Consider the following 19,163-nt stretch of genomic DNA (forward strand, 5'->3'; position numbering starts at 1 on the left):
CCAGTAGTCAGATATCACAAAAATATAGCTTTGGATAAAGTTTACACTTTTCTGTATTCAAAATTCGTTCTCGGGATTGAGGCTGACATGCATCTACATAGGCCTTTTTTATGCAGTACTCACTATTAAGTCGTCTTTCCGTTTCTCGTTTAGGTACGGGTAAATCGCATGCTGGAATGGGATTACTCTCACATGGTGAAAAATCACCAAGGAAAGTGAAGCCATCATTCAACATGCAGCGTTTGATTAATAACAGTTTGCCGTTATATTCATCAGGAGTTAACGTCTTCATTAAGGCATAGTTTTTTGACATCCATATATCACTAGAGCCACATTCTAAAAGTGCCTCATCACGTTCTTGACGTGTTAAATCATCTTTTTGCCAATTGCTGGTCTTTATAATGCTTAGTTGATTTTTGTATAACTCAAGTGACGGGATATTGTATTTTCTGACATAGTCCTCATCAATCTTTGGTTGTATAAGAACATATCCACCAGCTCCGTTTTGGCATTCATTGTTTCCTTTTTTTTCACAATCTTGTTGTTGATATACAGAGCTACATGCAGTTACAAACATATAGCAGATCAGTATAACTATTAGTTTTTCTGTCATTTATTTAACACTTCCTTGTTATTACTTGCTGGTATTAAGATAAATTTAGCTTTCCCATCGGGACTATCCTGCCAATATTTCTTACTGGCACCATTAGGCTTTCCTTCCCCGTAGCTATTATGCACCGTGACATCAAAAAAGATTGATTTCAGTCCTTCAATAAAACTGGTACTACCCTCAGGAGTAGTGCCTCCAGTAGCCTCGTTACCACCAATGAAAGTACCAACAAAATCGTCTTTGTGAACTTGGGCATAAACATTACCATTTTGACCAGAATTTTTATTTAATAAATCTGCCATCTGTTGATTATTAAATGCTGAACCAACTGTATATATATCCATGTATTGAAGCATTGAACTATCGTTGGCATTTCTGCTATCTATTACCTCCAAAGCATTCCCTGTAGTCATCCCACCCCGACTATGTGCATCAATTATTAGTCCTTTATCACCGTATTTAGCCATCACCTTAATATTTTCTTTAACAGCATTAGTGAGTCCAAAACCTTCGCTTTCAAGAAATTTCTGGTAGCCGGCAACCATTAGCTCCGACAAGGCATTATTGGTTAATGGGAAATGAATCAAATAGTCTGATTGATGATTTTGTAGTGCCAGTTTTTTAGCCGCATCGACTGAATTAAACATCCCGTTATTAAAAATATGTACCTTATTATCTTTACCCGGTTTTAAATTTTGCTTTTCTTCCTCAGTTAATTTTTTCCATATCGCTTCATTATTTTCATCTTTGATCACTTCACCATTTTCATCACGCATCACTTGATAAAACTCGATCTTGGTAAGAAACATTTTTCTGAATGCTTCATCGGTAAACGCCGTCGCGGCCTCATAGAGTAATTGTTTAGAAAGTTGATCTGCTTCTGCCTCATCTTTGAGGAGTTCTATATCTGCTAGATTGAGTTTTCGATGGGTATTTTGAGTATTTCTATTGATATCGGAGATCGTTTCTTCTGCTGTTTTACCATACACCGCTAATTGTTCATCAGCATCGGTTATTGTGATCTCAGCAGGGGCGATGGCACTTAATGTTGAACTTGCATCATCCACACTGGCTTCGCCTTTATTACTTAAATTCTGAGACGCAGTTTTTAACAAGCCATATTTTCCCGAGAAGGCATCAGAACTAATATTAAAGCCTTGTTGGCTGACTTCAGCACTCATTGCGTTTTGTTTATCCGACGTATGCAAGGTGGCTGTAGTGATTTGGTTTTTATCTTCATGTGCCTGGCTATCAATAAGGGCAGCATCCAATTCGGTATGTCTGCCTACATTGATATCAAACCCCTCTTGTCCAGCCATAATGCCGGTTTGCTGATTTACACTAAGGTAATCGCTATTTGAATTTTGGACGTTGTGATAGAGATTAAATGACGAGGTAGCTGCCCCCACACCAATACCAACGCCACCACCAGAATTGGACTCTTTCCCCGTTAAATAATGACTGTCTTGCAGGCTAGACAGGGTTAAGTTATTACCCACATCGATAGAGACTTGATCGCCTTTGGCTTCTGCACCAATCAAGCTGAGATCATTACCTGTCGTCATGGATAAGTCTTTTGCAGCCGTGATATGGCTATTTTGATAAAACACACCCTCACTATTTGTTTTACCTTTTCCTTTACTCATCGCCATATCAAGACTGACGCCTGTATTCTCACCGATACCGAAAGACAGACCTATACTGGCACTACTTGATGCCATTTTGGTGTGTTGCTGTTGGGTATTTTGACTGGCTAAGATATCAATATTATTAGCAGCATTAATGGTAATATCGCCATCGGCTAAAATATCGCTACCTGTGACAACCACATCTTTATCTGTTGCTGTTAAACGCACATTTTGACCAGCCCGAATTGTGCTCGCCTGTGAGGTTTGTGATTTGGTCTCTGTCTGAGTTTTACTTTCTGACTTACCAATACTGATGCTTATTTTTAAACCTGAAGAAGATATCGCCTCATCTGCTTTGCCTTCATTAATGAGGTTTAGCGTGTTTTCCACCATCTCAGCGAGTTGCTTAGCTTGGACATAGGCTGTAATACCATTCAGAACACGGTTTTTCTTTTTATCTTCTTCTACACTCCCCAGAGCATGCTGATAAGCCTGAGTGGCAACTGAAATGGCTGGCGCTTTCAAAGATAGTGACAAACCGCTTTGTGAAAATTCGGTTACCTGCTTCGTCTCGCTCTTATCATAAAGGCTCGTAATATTGATATCTTTTGCTTTAACGTCGATATCACCTTTTACTGAAATCAGATCACTGTTTTTCTGATGAAAGGCTTCCCCAGCGACCACTGAAATATCCCCATTGAGTGCACCTATCGTCGATTTATTGTGAATCAGCTGCATGATCTCAGTTTGCATATTCATTGCTCGGGTGCCAATGCTGATACCAACACCGCCTGTACCTGAAAGTCCTGATTTTTTCTCTTTTATATAATGAGACTCAGTAAAAGACTGCTCTGCAGCCGTGATATTAATATCTTTCGTCGCATTTAATTGAATGCTCTCATCTGCCAGAATCTGGCTGCCTTTCACATTAATATCGGTAGCAGAATCAATTGAAATATTTTTAGCTGTTACTGATGATGCCACCGACGTTTGCTGGCTGAACATATCTCTTTGCTCTTTTTTTCGTGAGCTAAATCCGCTTGAACGTTTCGTATAGGTGGCAATATCTGATTGATAAGTCGCTTCACCATTTTCAATATTGATATGTCTGGCTGTCAGGTCTAGATGACCTTGTTGTAAGTTAATGTCGGCAGCTGTTAATTGAAGTGTATTACCAGCCTTCAAGCTGACATCACCGTTTGTCTTAATGGATGTGCCGCTGTCTTTTTGCTCATTCATCTTATTGAAATCACGAGCATTCAATATACTCAGGTTTGTTTCAGACTCTTTGACCATACCCAGTGTTAAATTTTGTCCAGCAGATATTTGCGTTTGGCTTTGTTCTCCTGACACATTGATATTCGCTGCATTAAGTGCAACATCACGCTCGGCATCAACTATTAATTTACCTGTTCTATCAGTCACATAGAGATTGGCGTATCGCTTAATATTATCGCGCTTGAAGTAACTATTAGCTTGATTCTGCTCGCTATGCGACATTGAGCTGCTTATGTTTATATCGTTATCAGCAGAGAGCGAAAGTGACTTATTGGCGGATAATGTGCCACCCTCTATTGAAATATCTGTCGCATTTACTGCAATAGATTGACTTTGAATATCACCGCCAGACTGTTGATAATATTCACTGTTCATCGAAACGGTATTTTTGCCTCTGATACTGGCAGCGTTAAATGTCTGCCCGTCGATCTCAAAGTTCACTTCATTACCAGCAAGTAAGCCTGTTTCTGGTATCAAGTCATCTTTTTCGGGTTTGATATATACCTTTGGAATCAGTGCGGTAATAAGCTCACCATTGTCCAATGTCACCTCTGTATTAACTAACCAAACGATATCAGTCGTTAATTGAGCGATTTGTTCAGCGCTGAGGGCAATACCTGGCGTTAACTGAAGTGTTTCTGCCATAGTCACACCCGCATCCATCAATCCCATAAACTGTGTTTGCTGGTCATTGTATTCACTCAGATACAGATGCCCGGTTAACTGGGCAATTTGGTCAGTGACTAATCGTTGCTCAATAAAACCGTCACCGAGTCGTTTCATAACCGTAGTGGGATCAAAAGCGAGTTGTTGCAACATATAGTCAGAACTCAACCAATCGCTGTAATCTAAAAACTGTGGATCGGTTTCAATATAAAATTGAGTCGGATTGTCCACTAGTTTAAACATAGCGCTGTTAATGATTGGCAGCGTCATAGTCTGAATGTTAGACAGATTTTGGATATCAGCATGACTATCCTCCAGTAGACTGATGCCTAAATTAAACTCTGTGTTTTTAGCTGCCGGACTGTAAGGTGCTATACCACCAAAATCGAGTTCTTCATCATTGCCATCCCAGTCTCTGAACTGGCGTGTACCGTTATAACTGACTCTTTTTTGTCCAGGTGTAGCTATGTTTTGCAAGCTTCCACCTGTCACAGTCAGCGTTTGTCCTGCCACAATTTGGCTATCGCTATTAAGCACATCACCTGTTATCTGAATATTCCCTGCCGCCATGATTTTTGCCGGGGAAGAACTGACAATGTGAGTACTTTGTGTTTTAGCCGTGTAGTCGTAATAGGTATAGTCTTCGAAGTAGCGAATGATATTGCCGTTCTCATTGGTGAAAGGCTGTTTTTCTACGTTATGGTTATTGATTAAGGGAAAACGGCTAACATCATATTTATGTGCCCATCCCTCAGGCTGTACTTCAATGATTCGCTCAACACTATCGGTTACCCATTCCGTGATCATCTCGGCATTAAGATTTTGAAGTTCATCAGCGTGTATCGATATATCACCTGAAGCTTCGATCCGGCCGCCTGAATTAATAACCTGCCTAGCTGATGTCAAAGCATCCCCGGAATAGCCTCCAGCAATATCTATATTGCCCTGGCTGAGAATCTCAGCATTCTGATCATTGAATACGGTTTCAGTCGATATCGACAAATTTTCTCTGGCCGCAATAACGGAATAATTATTGAGCGTTGTCGTGTTGAAGGTGGTGTTATCACCATAAATACGTGCACCTGGCTGATTGTTTAATCTCTCCGCATCGATAAGCAGCTGATTGACATTAATTAACCCCTTATTTTCTATCGTTGAATCAGCCAGTATGTGTAAATCATCAGAGACAATTTCACCAGAATCCATATTGTGAAGTTCAAGCGTTTCGATAGCACTCGCTGCTTCAGCTCTAATGGTTCCTGTATTTATCAGGCGGCCATCCGTTGTCAGTGTCAGACTCTGCTTAGCTTTTATCTCTCCAGATTGTTTAACACCGACGCCTTCTTCCGTGCCGATTAAACGAATTTTACCTGCATACATGCCGCCAATCTCACTGACATCCAAACTAAAGCTGGGTTGGTCAACATCCGTATCCAGTTTAGCTATGATGTCGTTGGTGGCACTAACACGGTTTTTTCCCGTAGTGACAGTGAGATTGTTTGCCCAAATATCGGCATTGACTAACACGGCTCTTGCCATCAGATCCGTATAGGCTGTAGCGCTATCATCCAAACCGGCCCCCTGAATACTGATGTTGCCTCTTTCCACCAAAAAACCGCTTAACTGGCCATTATTCATCAGAGCTCGACCGGTGGTTAATGTGCTTCTGTCGGCATTAATAAAACCACAACCATCGCAGCTGATACCAGCAGGATTAGCAATCACAAGCTGTGCCTTGCTTCCAGCAATTTCCATTGGTCCGTTCAGATAACTGGGATGTTGTGAATTCACTTCATTAAGAATAATTCGGGCTGTGCCACCTGCAAGCAAACTGTTTCCTTGCACCCATCCTGCTAATTGTGTCTGTACATTATTGGCACTGTTATTAAGAATCACACCGTTTTTGTCCACATCAAACTGGCTGTATTTATTTCTGGATACCCCAGCCGAACTCGGTGTCTGAATATTCACTTGTGGCAAACCATTTGCTGTTTGCGTAATGATGGCCTGTTGACTAGCCGGCGCAGATGGGTCAACAGCAATGCCAGCAGCTAATAAATTGTCCTGATAAAGTGATGCGCCACACAGTGCCACCGAAATCAAAATGCTTAAATATTTTCTGTTGAAACGATCTTCCATGATCATATCTCCTGAATCCGTTCAGTATTGATAGGTCAAATTAAATCCAAGATGCCGTCCATCCTCAAAGCCATCGGGTTTTGATAATGATTTCCCCGCAAACACATCATAAAAAAGGCCGTGCCACTGACCTCTTAAGCCAATCACAGCGCCAGCTAAAGTCTGTCCCAATAAATACTTCGCCGATTGACCACTGACATGACCAAAATCTATTCCCATATAAATTTGTTGTTGGTTTTGCAAAGGGAAACTAATCGTATTGCGGCTAAGCCAACCGTGCTCGGCAGATAAAGACTGTTCACCATCAAATCCCCTGACGGTATATCGCCCACCAATCGAGAATCTGTCCTGAGGAACCAATGGCGTTTTATTCCACTGCGCCCGCCACTCTGACTGCAACTGAATCTGATAGTCAGTGATCTGAACGGGCATGAACCAATTCAAATAAGCATTAAAAATTTTTGGTCTGGAAGTGCCCTCACCAAAGGCTTCCTCTGGTGCAGAAATGGCATCAAATGCACCTGTTCCCCGCTGATATGAAACACCCGCATCTATGGTTGCTGTGCCGATATAACGACGGTAATCAACACCGGCAATCCAGCCAGCACTTTTTCTGCGTTGAACCTCAATTTCGGTATCATCAATAAAGTTATGTGAACGTCGATGATAGCCAGTCAATGAAGTGGTTAATTTCGAAAACTGATCGCGATATAAAACCCGACTCATGGCAAGCTCTTGCCTTTCACTCTTACCCTGATAAACATAGGTCTGGTTGAGTCCGGCCACACGCTGGTCATATTCATATTCACTATTTGTAAATGAGAATAACCAGTAGCCGACAGGAATAGAAATATGGGCCGTTTCCCCATGGCTGCCGCCGACATTCTCCTTACCGCCAAAATCCTTGTTTTTACTCATATAAATAAGGTCATTAAGTCCCAAAATATTATCCAGAGACAAAGTAGCCGAACCTTGATAACGCCCTGTCGACTCATAACCACTATCATCAAATGCCAGAGTCAACCTGAAAGGCTTCGACTGTTGGTAATCCAATAAAAGCTGGCTATCCCCCGGTTGACTGTTTTCCGTATCATCAGGTTTGATATCAATATTGGTATCCACAGTTGGAATACGTTTCATATTTTCCATCGCTTGCTCGAGATCTCTCACATTGAGCAAATCACCTTCACCACTCGGTAAAGCTGACCATAGTGTTAACCTTGACACCGAATTATCAGTATCGACAATGCTAATTCGCCCGGGTATCAGGCTATAGCTTAATTCCCCAGAATTTAAATCTTGAGGTTCTATCAGCACGCGAGTCGTAATAAAGCCTTTCTTTATGATGCTGTTTTGAAGCACAGACTGAATCTGGTTGATAGCATTAATACCAAGACATTGGCCTAGTAAATCAGGATGTTGATGAAGCGTTTCTGAAATAGCGAAATGAAACCTAGCTGATTCATCACCCTCTAATGAAATCTGCTCAATGACAAAACATGGTTTCTCATCAAACGGGATAATATTGGCCTCGATTGGCTTGTCACTTTCTAATCTGACGTCCGGCTCATATTCCTGTTGTTTGCGTAGCGCATCTAACTGCTCTTGTCGACGCTGATCTTTGAGAGCATCAATTTCAGGCAATGTTTCAGAAACAACGGGAAAACTCAAAAACCACAAACACAGAAAAAAGCAGCATATGGCTATATGCCGTAAAGATTTTAATACTCGCATCGCGATTAAACGCGATGAATAGCAAATTGATAATTAAAGGTGAATTGATTCATTCTGACTGTCCTCCATGACGGTTTAGAAATGTTTTTTTGCGTGCATCCATGCACAGCGTGATCAATTTAATCAAATCAAAAAAATGATTTCTACTGCATAAGAGGACAAATATTGCAGTTTTGTGACACCACTCACAAGGATGGTTCTTTCCAGTAGTATTTTTGATCAGCTCGAAATAGCTTACTTTTCGTTATTCGACCACGGTTTGGTAAGGCTACTCTTATAAGTTTTGCCCCTGACCCAAAACATATTAGTTTACCAAAATCGTGGGCTATAAAGCATTATCGCAGTTCGAGATCCATTAAAGTCCCATCATCTGGTTTGGTTGTAACACCAGCCCGTACTCCAGATGCATTAGTAACAGCTTTAAATTTGAATACCTTGATAAAGGCGCCGACAACTAGACCCACTTCTAACTGACCAAGAAATTGACCCGGGCATACACGAGCTCCTAAACCAAACCCAAAATGGGTTAAATTTTTACGCGTTATGCCTCGACGCGTAAGCTCATCCCAGCGTAAAGGTGAAAACGTGTCTGCCGGATATCCAGAAATCTCCTTGCCCCAAAAAGCTTCGTTGCGGTTTGCATTCCAAATATCCAGTCGGATGGTGGTATTTTTGGGAATCATTATTTTTCTTGTATCGTCTAATTTGAGCCACGTATCGGCCGTGGCTTTCCGGGGAAAGAAATAAAGTGAGGGGGTTAAACGTAAGGTTTCATTCAAACACTGATTAAGTAATTTTGCTTCGGTTAAGCTTTCGGGGTCGTAAACATCAATGTCTTTTACTTCGCTATATATCTGCTCTTGCAACTCAGGTTGTCGTGACAAATGAGATAAGGTCCAAGTCGCAAACGAGGAGGTCGCTTCTAAAGCCCCGGCTAAAAATACTCTGATATTACTCCGCAATGCCTCTTCATCTTCAACTTTATCAATGAAGTTTTTCCAATGTCCTGACTTTTCACCTCTGCCAGAAAGTGCAATATCAGTTAAGTCCTCAAGGGCCTCCCGCCAACGCTTTACATCAGTTCCTTTACCCGAAATAAATTGATGAATAGCCGAAAGGTTAGGCGCCACGGTATTGGTAATCATGTAATCAATTAACGAAAGTAACGCAGGTACATAACGTTCGCGTAACTCCTTATACTCAACCGAACCACCAAAGAAATTATTCACTAACATTTCCAGCATAATAGGTTGAATTTCGTTCTCAATTTCGACACGAGAAATGTTTTTCTTACTCACCTTCTGCGCATCACGTAAAACGATTAATCGTTTCTCTATCGTTTTACGAAAGGTTTTCTCAAACTCATGAAACTCTTCAGGTTGGAACAGAGAGCCTTTTCCAAAAGGTCCCGCTGACATCTGTTTTTGTTTTCGCCATACTTTGCCGTTTGCATACAATAGAGAATTAACCCCGGTTACACGGGCAATTCCAGTCATTGGTGTCGTATCACGATCAAATTGCCCAGGCTTATCGCCTGTAGCAAGTAGAATAGCTCTAATGACGGCTGGATCACGGGTAATGAAAACCGGCGGCATACCCATCACATATAAATAGCGGTTATCACGCTCAAATAAATCAGATGATTTAGCGTTTGTATAAAAAGCATCGAAGAGTGCCAAAGGCGTTTTGTAGTTTAAAAGATGAGGAAAAGGGAGACATGGCCGCCCTCTCTCAAATAGATATACACGCGAAGGTAAAACATCACCTTTAAATGGATTAATATCCATAATTTGCTGCCAGATATTTTTTAATAAACGCATTTAAGTACCTTGATGAAAATGCAATGGGGTCTACTCAGAATTGCAATGTTAGTATGGAAAAATTTAAGAACCAATACGGTCAGCGTGTTTGATTTTTATAGGATAAATTTTTACTTCAAACCGCTCGGAGAAATCTTTGAACTTAACTAAATAGGCTGTGTAATGTTCATCAGAAAAGAAAATAGCTTGACTGTTATTGCCGCGTTGAATGAGATGTTGTGAACAATCTTTTATGAATAATCTTGGTAATCTGGTCATGAGCAATCCTTGCTTAAATGACTTTTAAAATTAATTTAATCTATATGTATAAAATCAAACGATATGACGCTATTGATTCCTTATCTACGTTGATTCTAATGGATTAAGACTTTTTCTTTAAACTCTCTCTTAGCATACACAACACACTTAACTCTTCTTCCGACAAATTTTGATTGTCTTTTATTAAGTGTTTCACTTGATCTAAGAAATAATGTGCTGTTTTACCCTCAATGTAATTATCAATGACTCTGGGATCAATATAAGCACTTTTTGCAACAGCGGGAGTATTACCCAACTGCTCAGAAACACTAACGACCACTGATTTGATATTCTTATCAAGCGATGCTTGGTCTTCTTTGCTGACTGTGCCGAGCTCATCGAAGGCCAATGCAGCGATCATAGTGCCCGCCCATGTCCTGAAATCTTTCGCTGAAAAATCCTCCCCCATACACTCATGAATGAAATCGTTAAGCTCACTGGCTTCAACTTCTTTTTTATTGTTATTTTCATCATAGTATTTAAACAGGCGATAACCAGGAATATCATCTAAGTTTTTAATAGCATTGGCTAACTTTTTATCTTCGACATGACGTTCCTGTTCCTGACCAGACTTACCCAGATACGAAAATATAATTTCGTCGTCATTAATTTCTACATGCTTTTTTCGTAGCGTGGTTAAACCATACGTATTGTTTTCTTCAGTATATCTAGGGCTACCAGGTCGAAAATACGCTTGGTCCATTAGACGTAGCATGGTGGATAATACTTTTTCTCTCGACATCTTACGTTGTCGTAAATGTTGGCCTGTGACACGCCGCATATGCTCTAATTGCTCAGCAAAACGAATGATACGGTCAAATTTTTCTTGGTTATGTTTTTCTTGAATATCAGGATTGTAAATATATTGTTTTCTATTTTTAGCATCCCTTCCAGTCGCTAAGATATCGGCTTTTTTATCCTCTGATATTTCAACATCAGTCCATGCAGGTGGTATTACCAAGCTGGTGAACCACTCTCTTATGGATTTATCTTTTACCGTTTTATTCTGTTCATCAATGTAGGTAAAACCCGTGCCATGTTTTCTTCTATAGTACATATCAGTTAATTTCAATCAAATAGTCAGGGGATAACCGTCTTTCACAAAGTCGAACAATGCCATTAATTCAAACGCATTCTTTCGACTTCAGGTATTTAGGTCAGTGTAAGAATAGCTTACTTCCGCTATTCAGCCTCGTTTAGTAAGGCTCATCTTAATAGTTTTTAACCTGACCCCACATAACCTTGAGCAATCCTGGCTTAAATAACTTTTTAATTTAATCTATATGGATAAAATCAAACGATTGACCCTATTGATTTTTTCATGTCTAACGCAGCCATAAGCGGAAGCTTTGGAGTTGATCGTTTTGTGGCAGCGTAGCGTTAAGCCACAGAGCCAGCGACAGCTGTCTGATTGATGGCCTTGTTATGTTTAAGCCAATGAGCCACAATGTGTACGATATCAACCAAAAATACACACAGGTGCAGTATGCGAACTAACATTGTTATAGACGATAAACTTATGGCTGACGCACTAAAGGCCACCGGCCTACATACCAAGAAAGAAGCCGTTGAAGAGGGATTGAAAGCTCTGATAAAGCTAAGAAAACAATCCAGCATTCGTAGCCTGAGAGGCAAACTTAACTGGGACGGTGATTTGGATGCCATGAGATCCACCAAATGATTATAGTCGACACTAGTGTTTGGATAGACTTCTTCAAAGGTCTAGACACACCAGAAACTTTGGCTTTGGATAGCGCCTTGGGTGACGAAGACGTAGCCATAGGCGACCTCATACTGCTAGAAATACTACAAGGCTTTAGAACAGACAAGGATTATAAAATAGCGAAGGATCACCTTAAGGCCTTGCATCAATTTAATATGCTTACTCCTGAGCTAGCCATCAAAGCCGCGGACAATTACCGCAAGCTAAGGAAACAAGGAATTACAATAAGAAAAACAGCTGACGTAATCATTGCCACATTCTGCATTGAAAATAGGATCCCTCTCTTATATACAGATAAAGACTTTATCCCCTTTACTAAACACCTAAAACTGCGCTCAGTTACAGAAAAAACATAACGCTGCATTAAGGTGTGAGCGGCGGTTGGCTATACTTGAGCGAAGCGAAACTGCCAAGCGTTGCGAATCACTCTTAAATGCTTTGTTAAGTGTCTGTTTGCACCAATGGACCAACCAAAGCTGCCCCATTAGGTAAAAGAACGCTGTCATAAACAAAGACAAAGCCATCATATTTGTCTGCTATCTGAAACAGGCTTTGCCAGATCTTGTGGTTATCTTCAAAGTCAGTATCAGAAACTAGTCCAAGCACAACTTTTGTATGACTAATTGCGTAACTAGTATCCTCTTTTCTATCGTCGCTGTTGTTCAAAGAAGCGATATACCCAAGAAAACCATCAAGATGATTAGGAATTTCTGAAGATTCCATAATATTGAATCGAACAACATCCTCGCCTAACTTGACATCATAGTACGTTGGCTTTCTAAATATACCTTTGTCACTTGTCACATCATCAAACACATCTTTTAGATCAACATTATCTCGTTGGATGTATATTGCTCCATTTGCTGCCATCATTTCCTCTTTTGACACTTAACAGTGTCTTTTATGAAGCCTGTGGCTTCATAATAAATATTAAAGAAGCCGCTTCATAATTCGTCTTTATATTTTCCAAGCATCTGTTTATTAATAAAAACGTGATTAATTTTTTTGGGAAATAGAGCCAAAGATATGAGTTGGGGTGGAAAAATCGAGCCAACTTGTTAGCATTCATGAAACCTTCCATTTTTTCTGAACCTGATTTAACTCTGATCTATTTTTTGTTCTCTGGCAATAATTTAAATGCTACTTTTTTCAATCTTCGATTGTGTCCAATCCAATGTCAGACACTATCATTGAAACAGGGCTTTAAATAACCTTTAATTCTTAGCAACTACTTTTTCAGATACCGCGCCACATCCACTTCATCAATCTGTTCAGGTGCCAGGAAATTTTCGGCATAAACTTTGTACGTTTCGGTGGTCAAAAATAATTCGAAGACATCTGCATCGATATGTTCTTCGGCTACCATTTTGGCCATAATATTAATGGCTTCACTGACTGTTTTGGCTTTTTTATAGGGTCTGTCTGCGGCAGTGAGTGCTTCAAAAATATCGGCTAATACCATGATGCGTTCTGGTATAGAAAGTTGGTCTTTTGTGAGTTTTCTGGGGTAGCCAGTGCCGTCCATTTTTTCATGATGGGTGGAGGCATAACGAGGCACACGGGCTAGTTCTTTGGGGAAGGGTAACGCATCCAGCATACGAATGGTGCTGATGATATGTTCGTTAATTTTAAAACGATCTTCGGCGGTTAGCGTGCCCCGCTCGACCTTGAGGTTATAGAGCTCACCTTGATTGTACAGATACTCAGGGACCGTCATTTTTATGTCCAGATGAGGCTCATAACTTGTGCCACTCTTACGGGAAATAATATGTTCTGGCTTGTCTGACAATAGCTGTTCTTCACATGGCAGACTTTCTTCTTCCGACGATATCCGTTCCTGATCGGCAGGTGATAAGCCGAGTCGGTTACTGAAATGCCGAAGCCATGTGGTTTGAGCAATAAAGTCGAGCCGTATTTTTTTGTCTTCACTCAGTACTTCACCACCGACATTCATTTCGGCAACAAAGGCAAAGTATTCCTTAAGCTGCCGATGGGTTTGTTCAAGCTCGGCCTGATGTTGCACTTCGTTTTCAGGTGATTGTGTCATTTTCTGCCAATAGATGATTTCAGCATCACGCCATAAGACTTCAAAACGGGTACGTATTTCATGAATACGGTTGTAGATGGTTTCGAGTTTGCTGCCTTTATCAACAATGTGTTCGGGTGTGGTTATTTTGCCGCAATCATGTAGCCAGGCAGCGACTTTGAATTCACGCCATTATTCCTTAGAGTGGAAACGAAATTCACGGAAAGCTGGTGCCAGAGAGGTTTCAGCCTGCTCTGCCAACATGAAAGCTAATTCAGGAACACGTTCACAATGGCTGGCCGTGTAATGTGACTTGTCATCGATGGCTTGAGCAATTAACTGAATAAAGGAATCCATCAACCGATCCTGATTTGCTTCATGCTGACGAATGGCTGCCAACATATCTTCCATAGAATGCCCAAGCTCATCGATTTCACGAATAAAGCTATCTGGAATATCCAGTTTATCGAATTGGCGTTCGCGGATTTTCTGATTTTCTTCTGCTAACTTTTTAATCGGTGCCACAATCGGTGAGGCAAATAACCAGGGTGCAGGTAATAACAGCAACAGCACACCAATCGACATCCATAAAGACCATGTCACTTTTTCTTGTGCACCGCTCAATACAGCTTTAACTGGAATCACGATCCCAAGGTAGTCTTTCCTGGCGCCATAACTGCCAAATGGCGAGACATACACATAAAGATCCTGACCGTTTAGAGTGGTTTGTTTTAACTGACGTTGATCGCTTTGTTGAAATGCGTAATCCAATAGAGGTGAGTAAGGTACGCTTAATAAACCCTGCTGTTTACTGAGAAACCATTTATGTGCCAACGCTATTTTTTGCTCATCTGACACATGAGCTATGGCTTTATTAAAAATACTTAATAAGCCCTGATTTTTATCTGAAACCAATATTTTTAATGCACCGGGGAAAGGTGTCGGCGAGAAATCAATATCATCATGGTATTGCACGTCATTATAGAAAAACCGTTCTCCCACATAATGTAGAATCTCAGCTACATCAAGGCCAGCAAAGGCTTCGCCATCACTTACTGCTTCAAACACCGCCCGGGTTGATGGGACTTTTTTAATCGTTATTTCAGGGAAAGCCTGTTCGACGACCTGAATGATTGACCAGCCCTCAGGTATAGCAACGGTTTTACCATTTAGCTGTTGAATATGGGTAATGGGCACATTGCCACTTTTTGTCACCAATGAATAAGGTAAATTTACAAAAGGATCGGTAAAGCGACCAGAATAGAGTGACTGACCGGTATCAAATACCGACTGCAAAATATCAATCTGACCAGCTTCATACTGTGCAACCAGCTCACTCCATGAATAGCCATTGATATAGTCAAACTTTAATCCTGTCATATCAGCGATGATGGAAAGATAATCAATGCTGTAACCTTTTGGTTGCCCAGAGCTGGAGAAATCAATGGGGGCCCAGTCTCGTTCATTCGAAACGGTTAAACGTTTCGATTCAGCAATCAGCGCTTTTTCTTCTTCTGTTAAATCAAGCGGTGTACGTGTTTCTGGAATCAAAATGGCTTCATTACTGGGCAAGTTAGAAGCTAATAACTCGCCCGTTGAACGGTATAAAAATACCTGACCATAATCACTGAGTTCATGCTGACTTAGATAATCAGACATGGAACTCAAAGCAATATCAACCGCTATCACTGCACCACTATCAAGCTGCTTGGAATAGGTCTGGCCGGGTGCTTGGATATTGTGGAATAAATACGGGTCCGTTTTTCTTATCGTTTCTTTATCGGCGTTCACGAACCAGGGTCGGATGGTAGATAAATAATTACTCGGTTCGCTGCGTTTAAACCTGAGCTGAAAGTCGCTGGAATAATATTCAAACGTTCGGCTACGCTGAGCTTCGTCACCACGTATTGTCACCACCACCCAACGATCTTCAGGATCTGCATTGAGCTGCTTACGAACATCATCACCACTGTTCAGGTTAATGACTTCATAAAAATCACCATTCGGTAAACCAACATAAATCGCATACAACATGTCGCGATTCAACATCAGGGAGGAAAAAATGCCTCTGGCATCCTTAGTAACGTTATTGCCATTCACCAAGCCAGGATAACTGGCAAGAATTCGTGTGGTTTCGACTGCCTGGCTGTCAATCGTGTTGAGTAGCTGGCTGGTCTTATCTGCCAGATTATTGAATCGTTCTGTGGCATTTTCCGTGGCCATCTGCTGCATGAAAAAATATTGCAAAAGCAAAGCCGCAGAGGCTGTGAGCACGGTAGCAATGATAAAGGTCATCACCACGGTGATGCGTATCGTCAGTTTAAACCGACGGGGGTGTTGTCTGTGTTCTGCCATTCGCAGTGTCCGTATCGCTAAATGCTACATCACATCAAATTACCCGTAATTGTTGTCATGCGGGTAGGTCCAGGATTTGACTATACACCTTAAGTTATCGGTTAAAACACAGATTCATGAGAAATATGTGATGGGCGCCATATTCCCTTAGCAAAATTTATTTGCCTAAATAGGTTTTCATCCATATTTTTTGTTAAAACAAACAAGTGTTCAGGACTGGTTAAGCTCACACCATTCACTATACTAAGACCCTGTTGACCTCATAGCAGATAGAAAAATAAAAAGGACACCGCATGAAATGGGCTAAGTTAGGCTTACTGAGTATCTGCCTTATAGGGATTATTGTTGGACTTGGCCTGTGGTGGCAGCACCAAAAAACCTATCCTTCTACCGACGATGCCTATGTCGAAGCGAATATATTAACCGTATCATCACAAGAGTCTGGTCGGGTAACTGAGCTTAATGCTACTGAAAATGCTTATGTTAAAGCCGGTGATGTGCTTCTTAAAATTGATGACAGTGATTTACAAAGTGCTGTTGATGAGGCCACCTCAGAGCTAGAAAAAACGATTCAAAAACACATGATGGCCGGTTCAGATGTCAGCGAAGCTATCGCCAATCTCAATGCTGTACAGGCCACATTACGCGATGCAGAACTCGAATTTGAACGTCAGCAAACCTTGTATGAACGCCGGATTATTTCTAAATCCACCTTAGATAAAACCCAAGCTAATCTCGATAAAATCAAAGCCGACAGAGACAGTGCCAGAGCAGCCTTAAATACTGCTCAGACTCAGCTTGGCGGGAAAACCGATGAAGACCCGGCCGTGCGTGCTGCTCGTGCCACATTAAAACGTGCCCAGATAGCACTCAGTCATGCCGTCATCTATGCCCCGGCTGACGGCTGGATTGCTAACCTGACTCTGCGCCCGGGTGATGTTATTACAGCAGGTCAGTCATTATTTTCCCTTGTTGAAAAAAATGATTGGTGGGTCACTGCCAATTTTAAAGAAACCGCCCTCTCTCGTATTCAGCCAGGTCAGCCCGCCAGCATTGAAGTTGATATGTACCCTGATCTGAAATTAAGCGGCAAAGTCGCCAGTTTGGGCATGGGCTCAGGGGCTATTTTTTCTCTGCTTCCTCCTGAAAATGCCACCGGAAACTGGGTGCATGTAACTCAGCGCTTTCCAGTACGGATTCATTTAGACTATCAGCCTTCGCCAGACCAGCAACAACGTTTGCGAGCCGGCGCCAGTGTCACGGCTACAGTGGATACCACGAATTTAGATACAGCCAATGACTGAGGCAGAAAAACAGCCTGTTCAATGGTTAATCGTATTTGCGGTGGTGCTCACGGCCGTACTTGAAGTATTGGATACCACCATCGTCAATGTGGCTTTACCTCATATCAAAGCTGCATTTGGCATTACCAGCGATCAAACGGTCTGGATTGTCACCAGTTACATTGTCGCTTCCATTGCTGTCATGCCTCTGACGGGCTTGCTCTCACGTAAATTTGGTCGCCGTCGTTTAATTATCACCGCCATTGTTGGCTTTGCATTTTTCTCAGCATTGGGAGGCATGGCTCAAAACTTCGAAATGCTGGTATTTTTTCGCTTAGGCCAGGGCTTTTTTGGGGCTTTTTTGATCCCGCTTTCTCAAGCAATTCTGTTTACCAGCTTTCCAAGAGAAAAGCGTGGACAGGCGATGGCGATATTTGGCTTAGGTGTGATTGTTGCCCCCGTACTTGGCCCCACTCTCGGTGCAATCTTAACTGAACATTTTTCCTGGCGTGCGGTGTTTTACGTCAATATGCCTATCGCCTTTATCGCTTTGCTAATGGTCAGTGGCGAACTTGAAAAAGAAGAGACGCAGCATGTCGATATCGACTGGGTGGGGCTATTACTCATGGTTACCGCTATTGGTGCGTTACAAATGACGCTGGATTTAGGGGAAAGTCATGACTGGTTTGATTCTCACCTGATTCAAATCACAGCGATCACCTCGGCCGTTACCGGACTTATTTTCTTCACTCGTGGCATAGGCCGTAAGCTCAATATCATCGACTTCTCCTTACTGAAGGACAGAAGCTTTGCGGCGGGTAATGTCGCCATTGTCGGCTTTGGTGTATCGATGTTTGGCGCGATAGCTATTTTGCCGTTATTTGTACAAGGCTTGTTAGATTATCCGGTATTGGAATCAGGTGAGCTGTTTATTCCACGAGGCATCGCTGCTGGTTTTTCCATGGTGGTGACCGGCTCGTTTCTGGTGAATCGCTTTGATCCACGCATGTTATTAGCCATCGGATTAATTCTCACAGGCAGTGGCAACTTCATGCTAGCCAATCTGAATCTGGAGGTCAGTTTCTGGCAACTATCATGGCCAGGAGTGGTATCAGGTTTAGGCATGGGACTGTTTTTTGTGCCCATGTCGACACTGGCTTTTCAGAATATTTCTAGAGAAAAACAAGATGAAGCCTCCGGTATTTACAGTGTGATGCGGTCACTGGGCTCATCCGTCGGTATTGCCATTATTGGCTGGCAATTGGCGCGAAGAACGAATCTTCACTACGCCATTCTCACTGAACAAATTACGCCTTTCAATCCTGCGGTTAGCACCTACTTAGCGCCTCTGGGGCTCTCCCCGACGACTGGACAAGGGGCAAAAGTATTAGCCAATGAAGTGTTAGCTCAAGCGTCAATGTTAGCGTTTCAGGATGCCTTTATTTTGTCCGGACTCGCGGCCTTTGCCATGTTGCCGATGGTGTTATTAATTCAAAAACCACAGAAGTCAGAGATTAAAGCACCTGCCAGCGTGCATTAATCTCAGCACAAAAGTCTTGTTATAAAAAATCCCGGGCCAGCATGCTGACCCGGGATTCATTAAA

At 41.8% G+C, this 19,163-nt stretch carries 13 protein-coding genes; 4 read left to right on the top strand and 9 right to left on the bottom strand.

Annotation, left to right across the window (positions count from 1 at the left end; all coding sequences use genetic code 11):
• Positions 1-7: 7 nt before the first annotated feature.
• The 6 genes from QQL60_RS07805 to QQL60_RS07830 all read right to left on the bottom strand — a co-directional run bounded on the left by QQL60_RS07805 (position 8) and on the right by QQL60_RS07830 (position 11,244).
• Entirely contained in the window at positions 8-613 is a 606-nt protein-coding gene (locus QQL60_RS07805; protein WP_273181256.1) for a hypothetical protein, read from the bottom strand.
• Positions 610-6,321 (bottom strand): hemagglutinin repeat-containing protein, encoded by a 5,712-nt coding sequence (locus QQL60_RS07810; RefSeq protein WP_284722961.1) that lies wholly within the window; start codon positions 6,319-6,321, stop codon positions 610-612. The genes QQL60_RS07805 and QQL60_RS07810 overlap by 4 nt, the downstream gene beginning before the upstream one ends.
• Positions 6,322-6,342: 21 nt before the next feature.
• Positions 6,343-7,992, bottom strand: a complete 1,650-nt coding sequence (locus QQL60_RS07815) for a ShlB/FhaC/HecB family hemolysin secretion/activation protein (RefSeq protein WP_284722962.1) — start codon at positions 7,990-7,992, stop codon at positions 6,343-6,345.
• 398 nt (positions 7,993-8,390) lie between these two features.
• On the bottom strand, positions 8,391-9,875 hold the full coding sequence (locus tag QQL60_RS07820) for a cytochrome P450 (RefSeq protein WP_284722963.1): 1,485 nt from the start codon (positions 9,873-9,875) through the stop codon (positions 8,391-8,393).
• 63 nt (positions 9,876-9,938) lie between these two features.
• Positions 9,939-10,133: a hypothetical protein gene (locus QQL60_RS07825; RefSeq protein WP_284722964.1), complete on the bottom strand. Its 195-nt coding sequence runs from the start codon at positions 10,131-10,133 to the stop codon at positions 9,939-9,941.
• A gap of 103 nt (positions 10,134-10,236) precedes the next feature.
• Positions 10,237-11,244 carry a DNA topoisomerase IB gene (locus QQL60_RS07830; RefSeq protein ID WP_284722965.1) on the bottom strand — a complete coding sequence of 336 codons (1,008 nt, stop codon included), beginning with the start codon at positions 11,242-11,244 and terminating at the stop codon, positions 10,237-10,239.
• Positions 11,245-11,658: 414 nt separating this feature from the next.
• On the opposite strand from QQL60_RS07830, the gene QQL60_RS07835 reads away from it, so the two are divergent.
• Together QQL60_RS07835 and vapC are read left to right on the top strand one after the other, a co-directional pair.
• A complete protein-coding gene (locus tag QQL60_RS07835; protein WP_040576595.1) occupies positions 11,659-11,853 on the top strand; it encodes a type II toxin-antitoxin system VapB family antitoxin in 195 nt (64 codons plus the stop codon).
• Positions 11,850-12,251: a type II toxin-antitoxin system VapC family toxin gene (gene vapC, locus QQL60_RS07840; RefSeq protein ID WP_284722966.1), complete on the top strand. Its 402-nt coding sequence runs from the start codon at positions 11,850-11,852 to the stop codon at positions 12,249-12,251. The genes QQL60_RS07835 and vapC overlap by 4 nt, the downstream gene beginning before the upstream one ends.
• An 85-nt stretch (positions 12,252-12,336) precedes the next feature.
• Here vapC and QQL60_RS07845 read toward each other — a convergent pair whose 3' ends face one another.
• From QQL60_RS07845 to QQL60_RS07855, 3 genes are all read right to left on the bottom strand, one after another.
• Positions 12,337-12,783, bottom strand: a complete 447-nt coding sequence (locus tag QQL60_RS07845; RefSeq protein WP_284722967.1) for a hypothetical protein — start codon at positions 12,781-12,783, stop codon at positions 12,337-12,339.
• Between the two features lie 340 nt (positions 12,784-13,123).
• A complete protein-coding gene (locus QQL60_RS07850; RefSeq protein WP_284722968.1) occupies positions 13,124-13,942 on the bottom strand; it encodes an HD-GYP domain-containing protein in 819 nt (272 codons plus the stop codon).
• 171 nt (positions 13,943-14,113) lie between these two features.
• On the bottom strand, positions 14,114-16,276 hold the full coding sequence (locus tag QQL60_RS07855; protein ID WP_284722969.1) for a transporter substrate-binding domain-containing protein: 2,163 nt from the start codon (positions 16,274-16,276) through the stop codon (positions 14,114-14,116).
• Positions 16,277-16,569: 293 nt separating this feature from the next.
• Between QQL60_RS07855 and QQL60_RS07860 the strand changes: the two genes are divergently transcribed.
• Together QQL60_RS07860 and QQL60_RS07865 are read left to right on the top strand one after the other, a co-directional pair.
• Positions 16,570-17,580 (top strand): HlyD family secretion protein, encoded by a 1,011-nt coding sequence (locus QQL60_RS07860; protein WP_284722970.1) that lies wholly within the window; start codon positions 16,570-16,572, stop codon positions 17,578-17,580.
• Positions 17,573-19,099 carry a DHA2 family efflux MFS transporter permease subunit gene (locus tag QQL60_RS07865; protein WP_284722971.1) on the top strand — a complete coding sequence of 509 codons (1,527 nt, stop codon included), beginning with the start codon at positions 17,573-17,575 and terminating at the stop codon, positions 19,097-19,099. The genes QQL60_RS07860 and QQL60_RS07865 overlap by 8 nt, the downstream gene beginning before the upstream one ends.
• Positions 19,100-19,163: the final 64 nt, after the last annotated feature.

Origin of the sequence: Methylophaga thalassica (genome assembly GCF_030159795.1) — a bacterium.
Classification (GTDB): Bacteria; Pseudomonadota; Gammaproteobacteria; order Nitrosococcales; family Methylophagaceae; genus Methylophaga; species Methylophaga thalassica.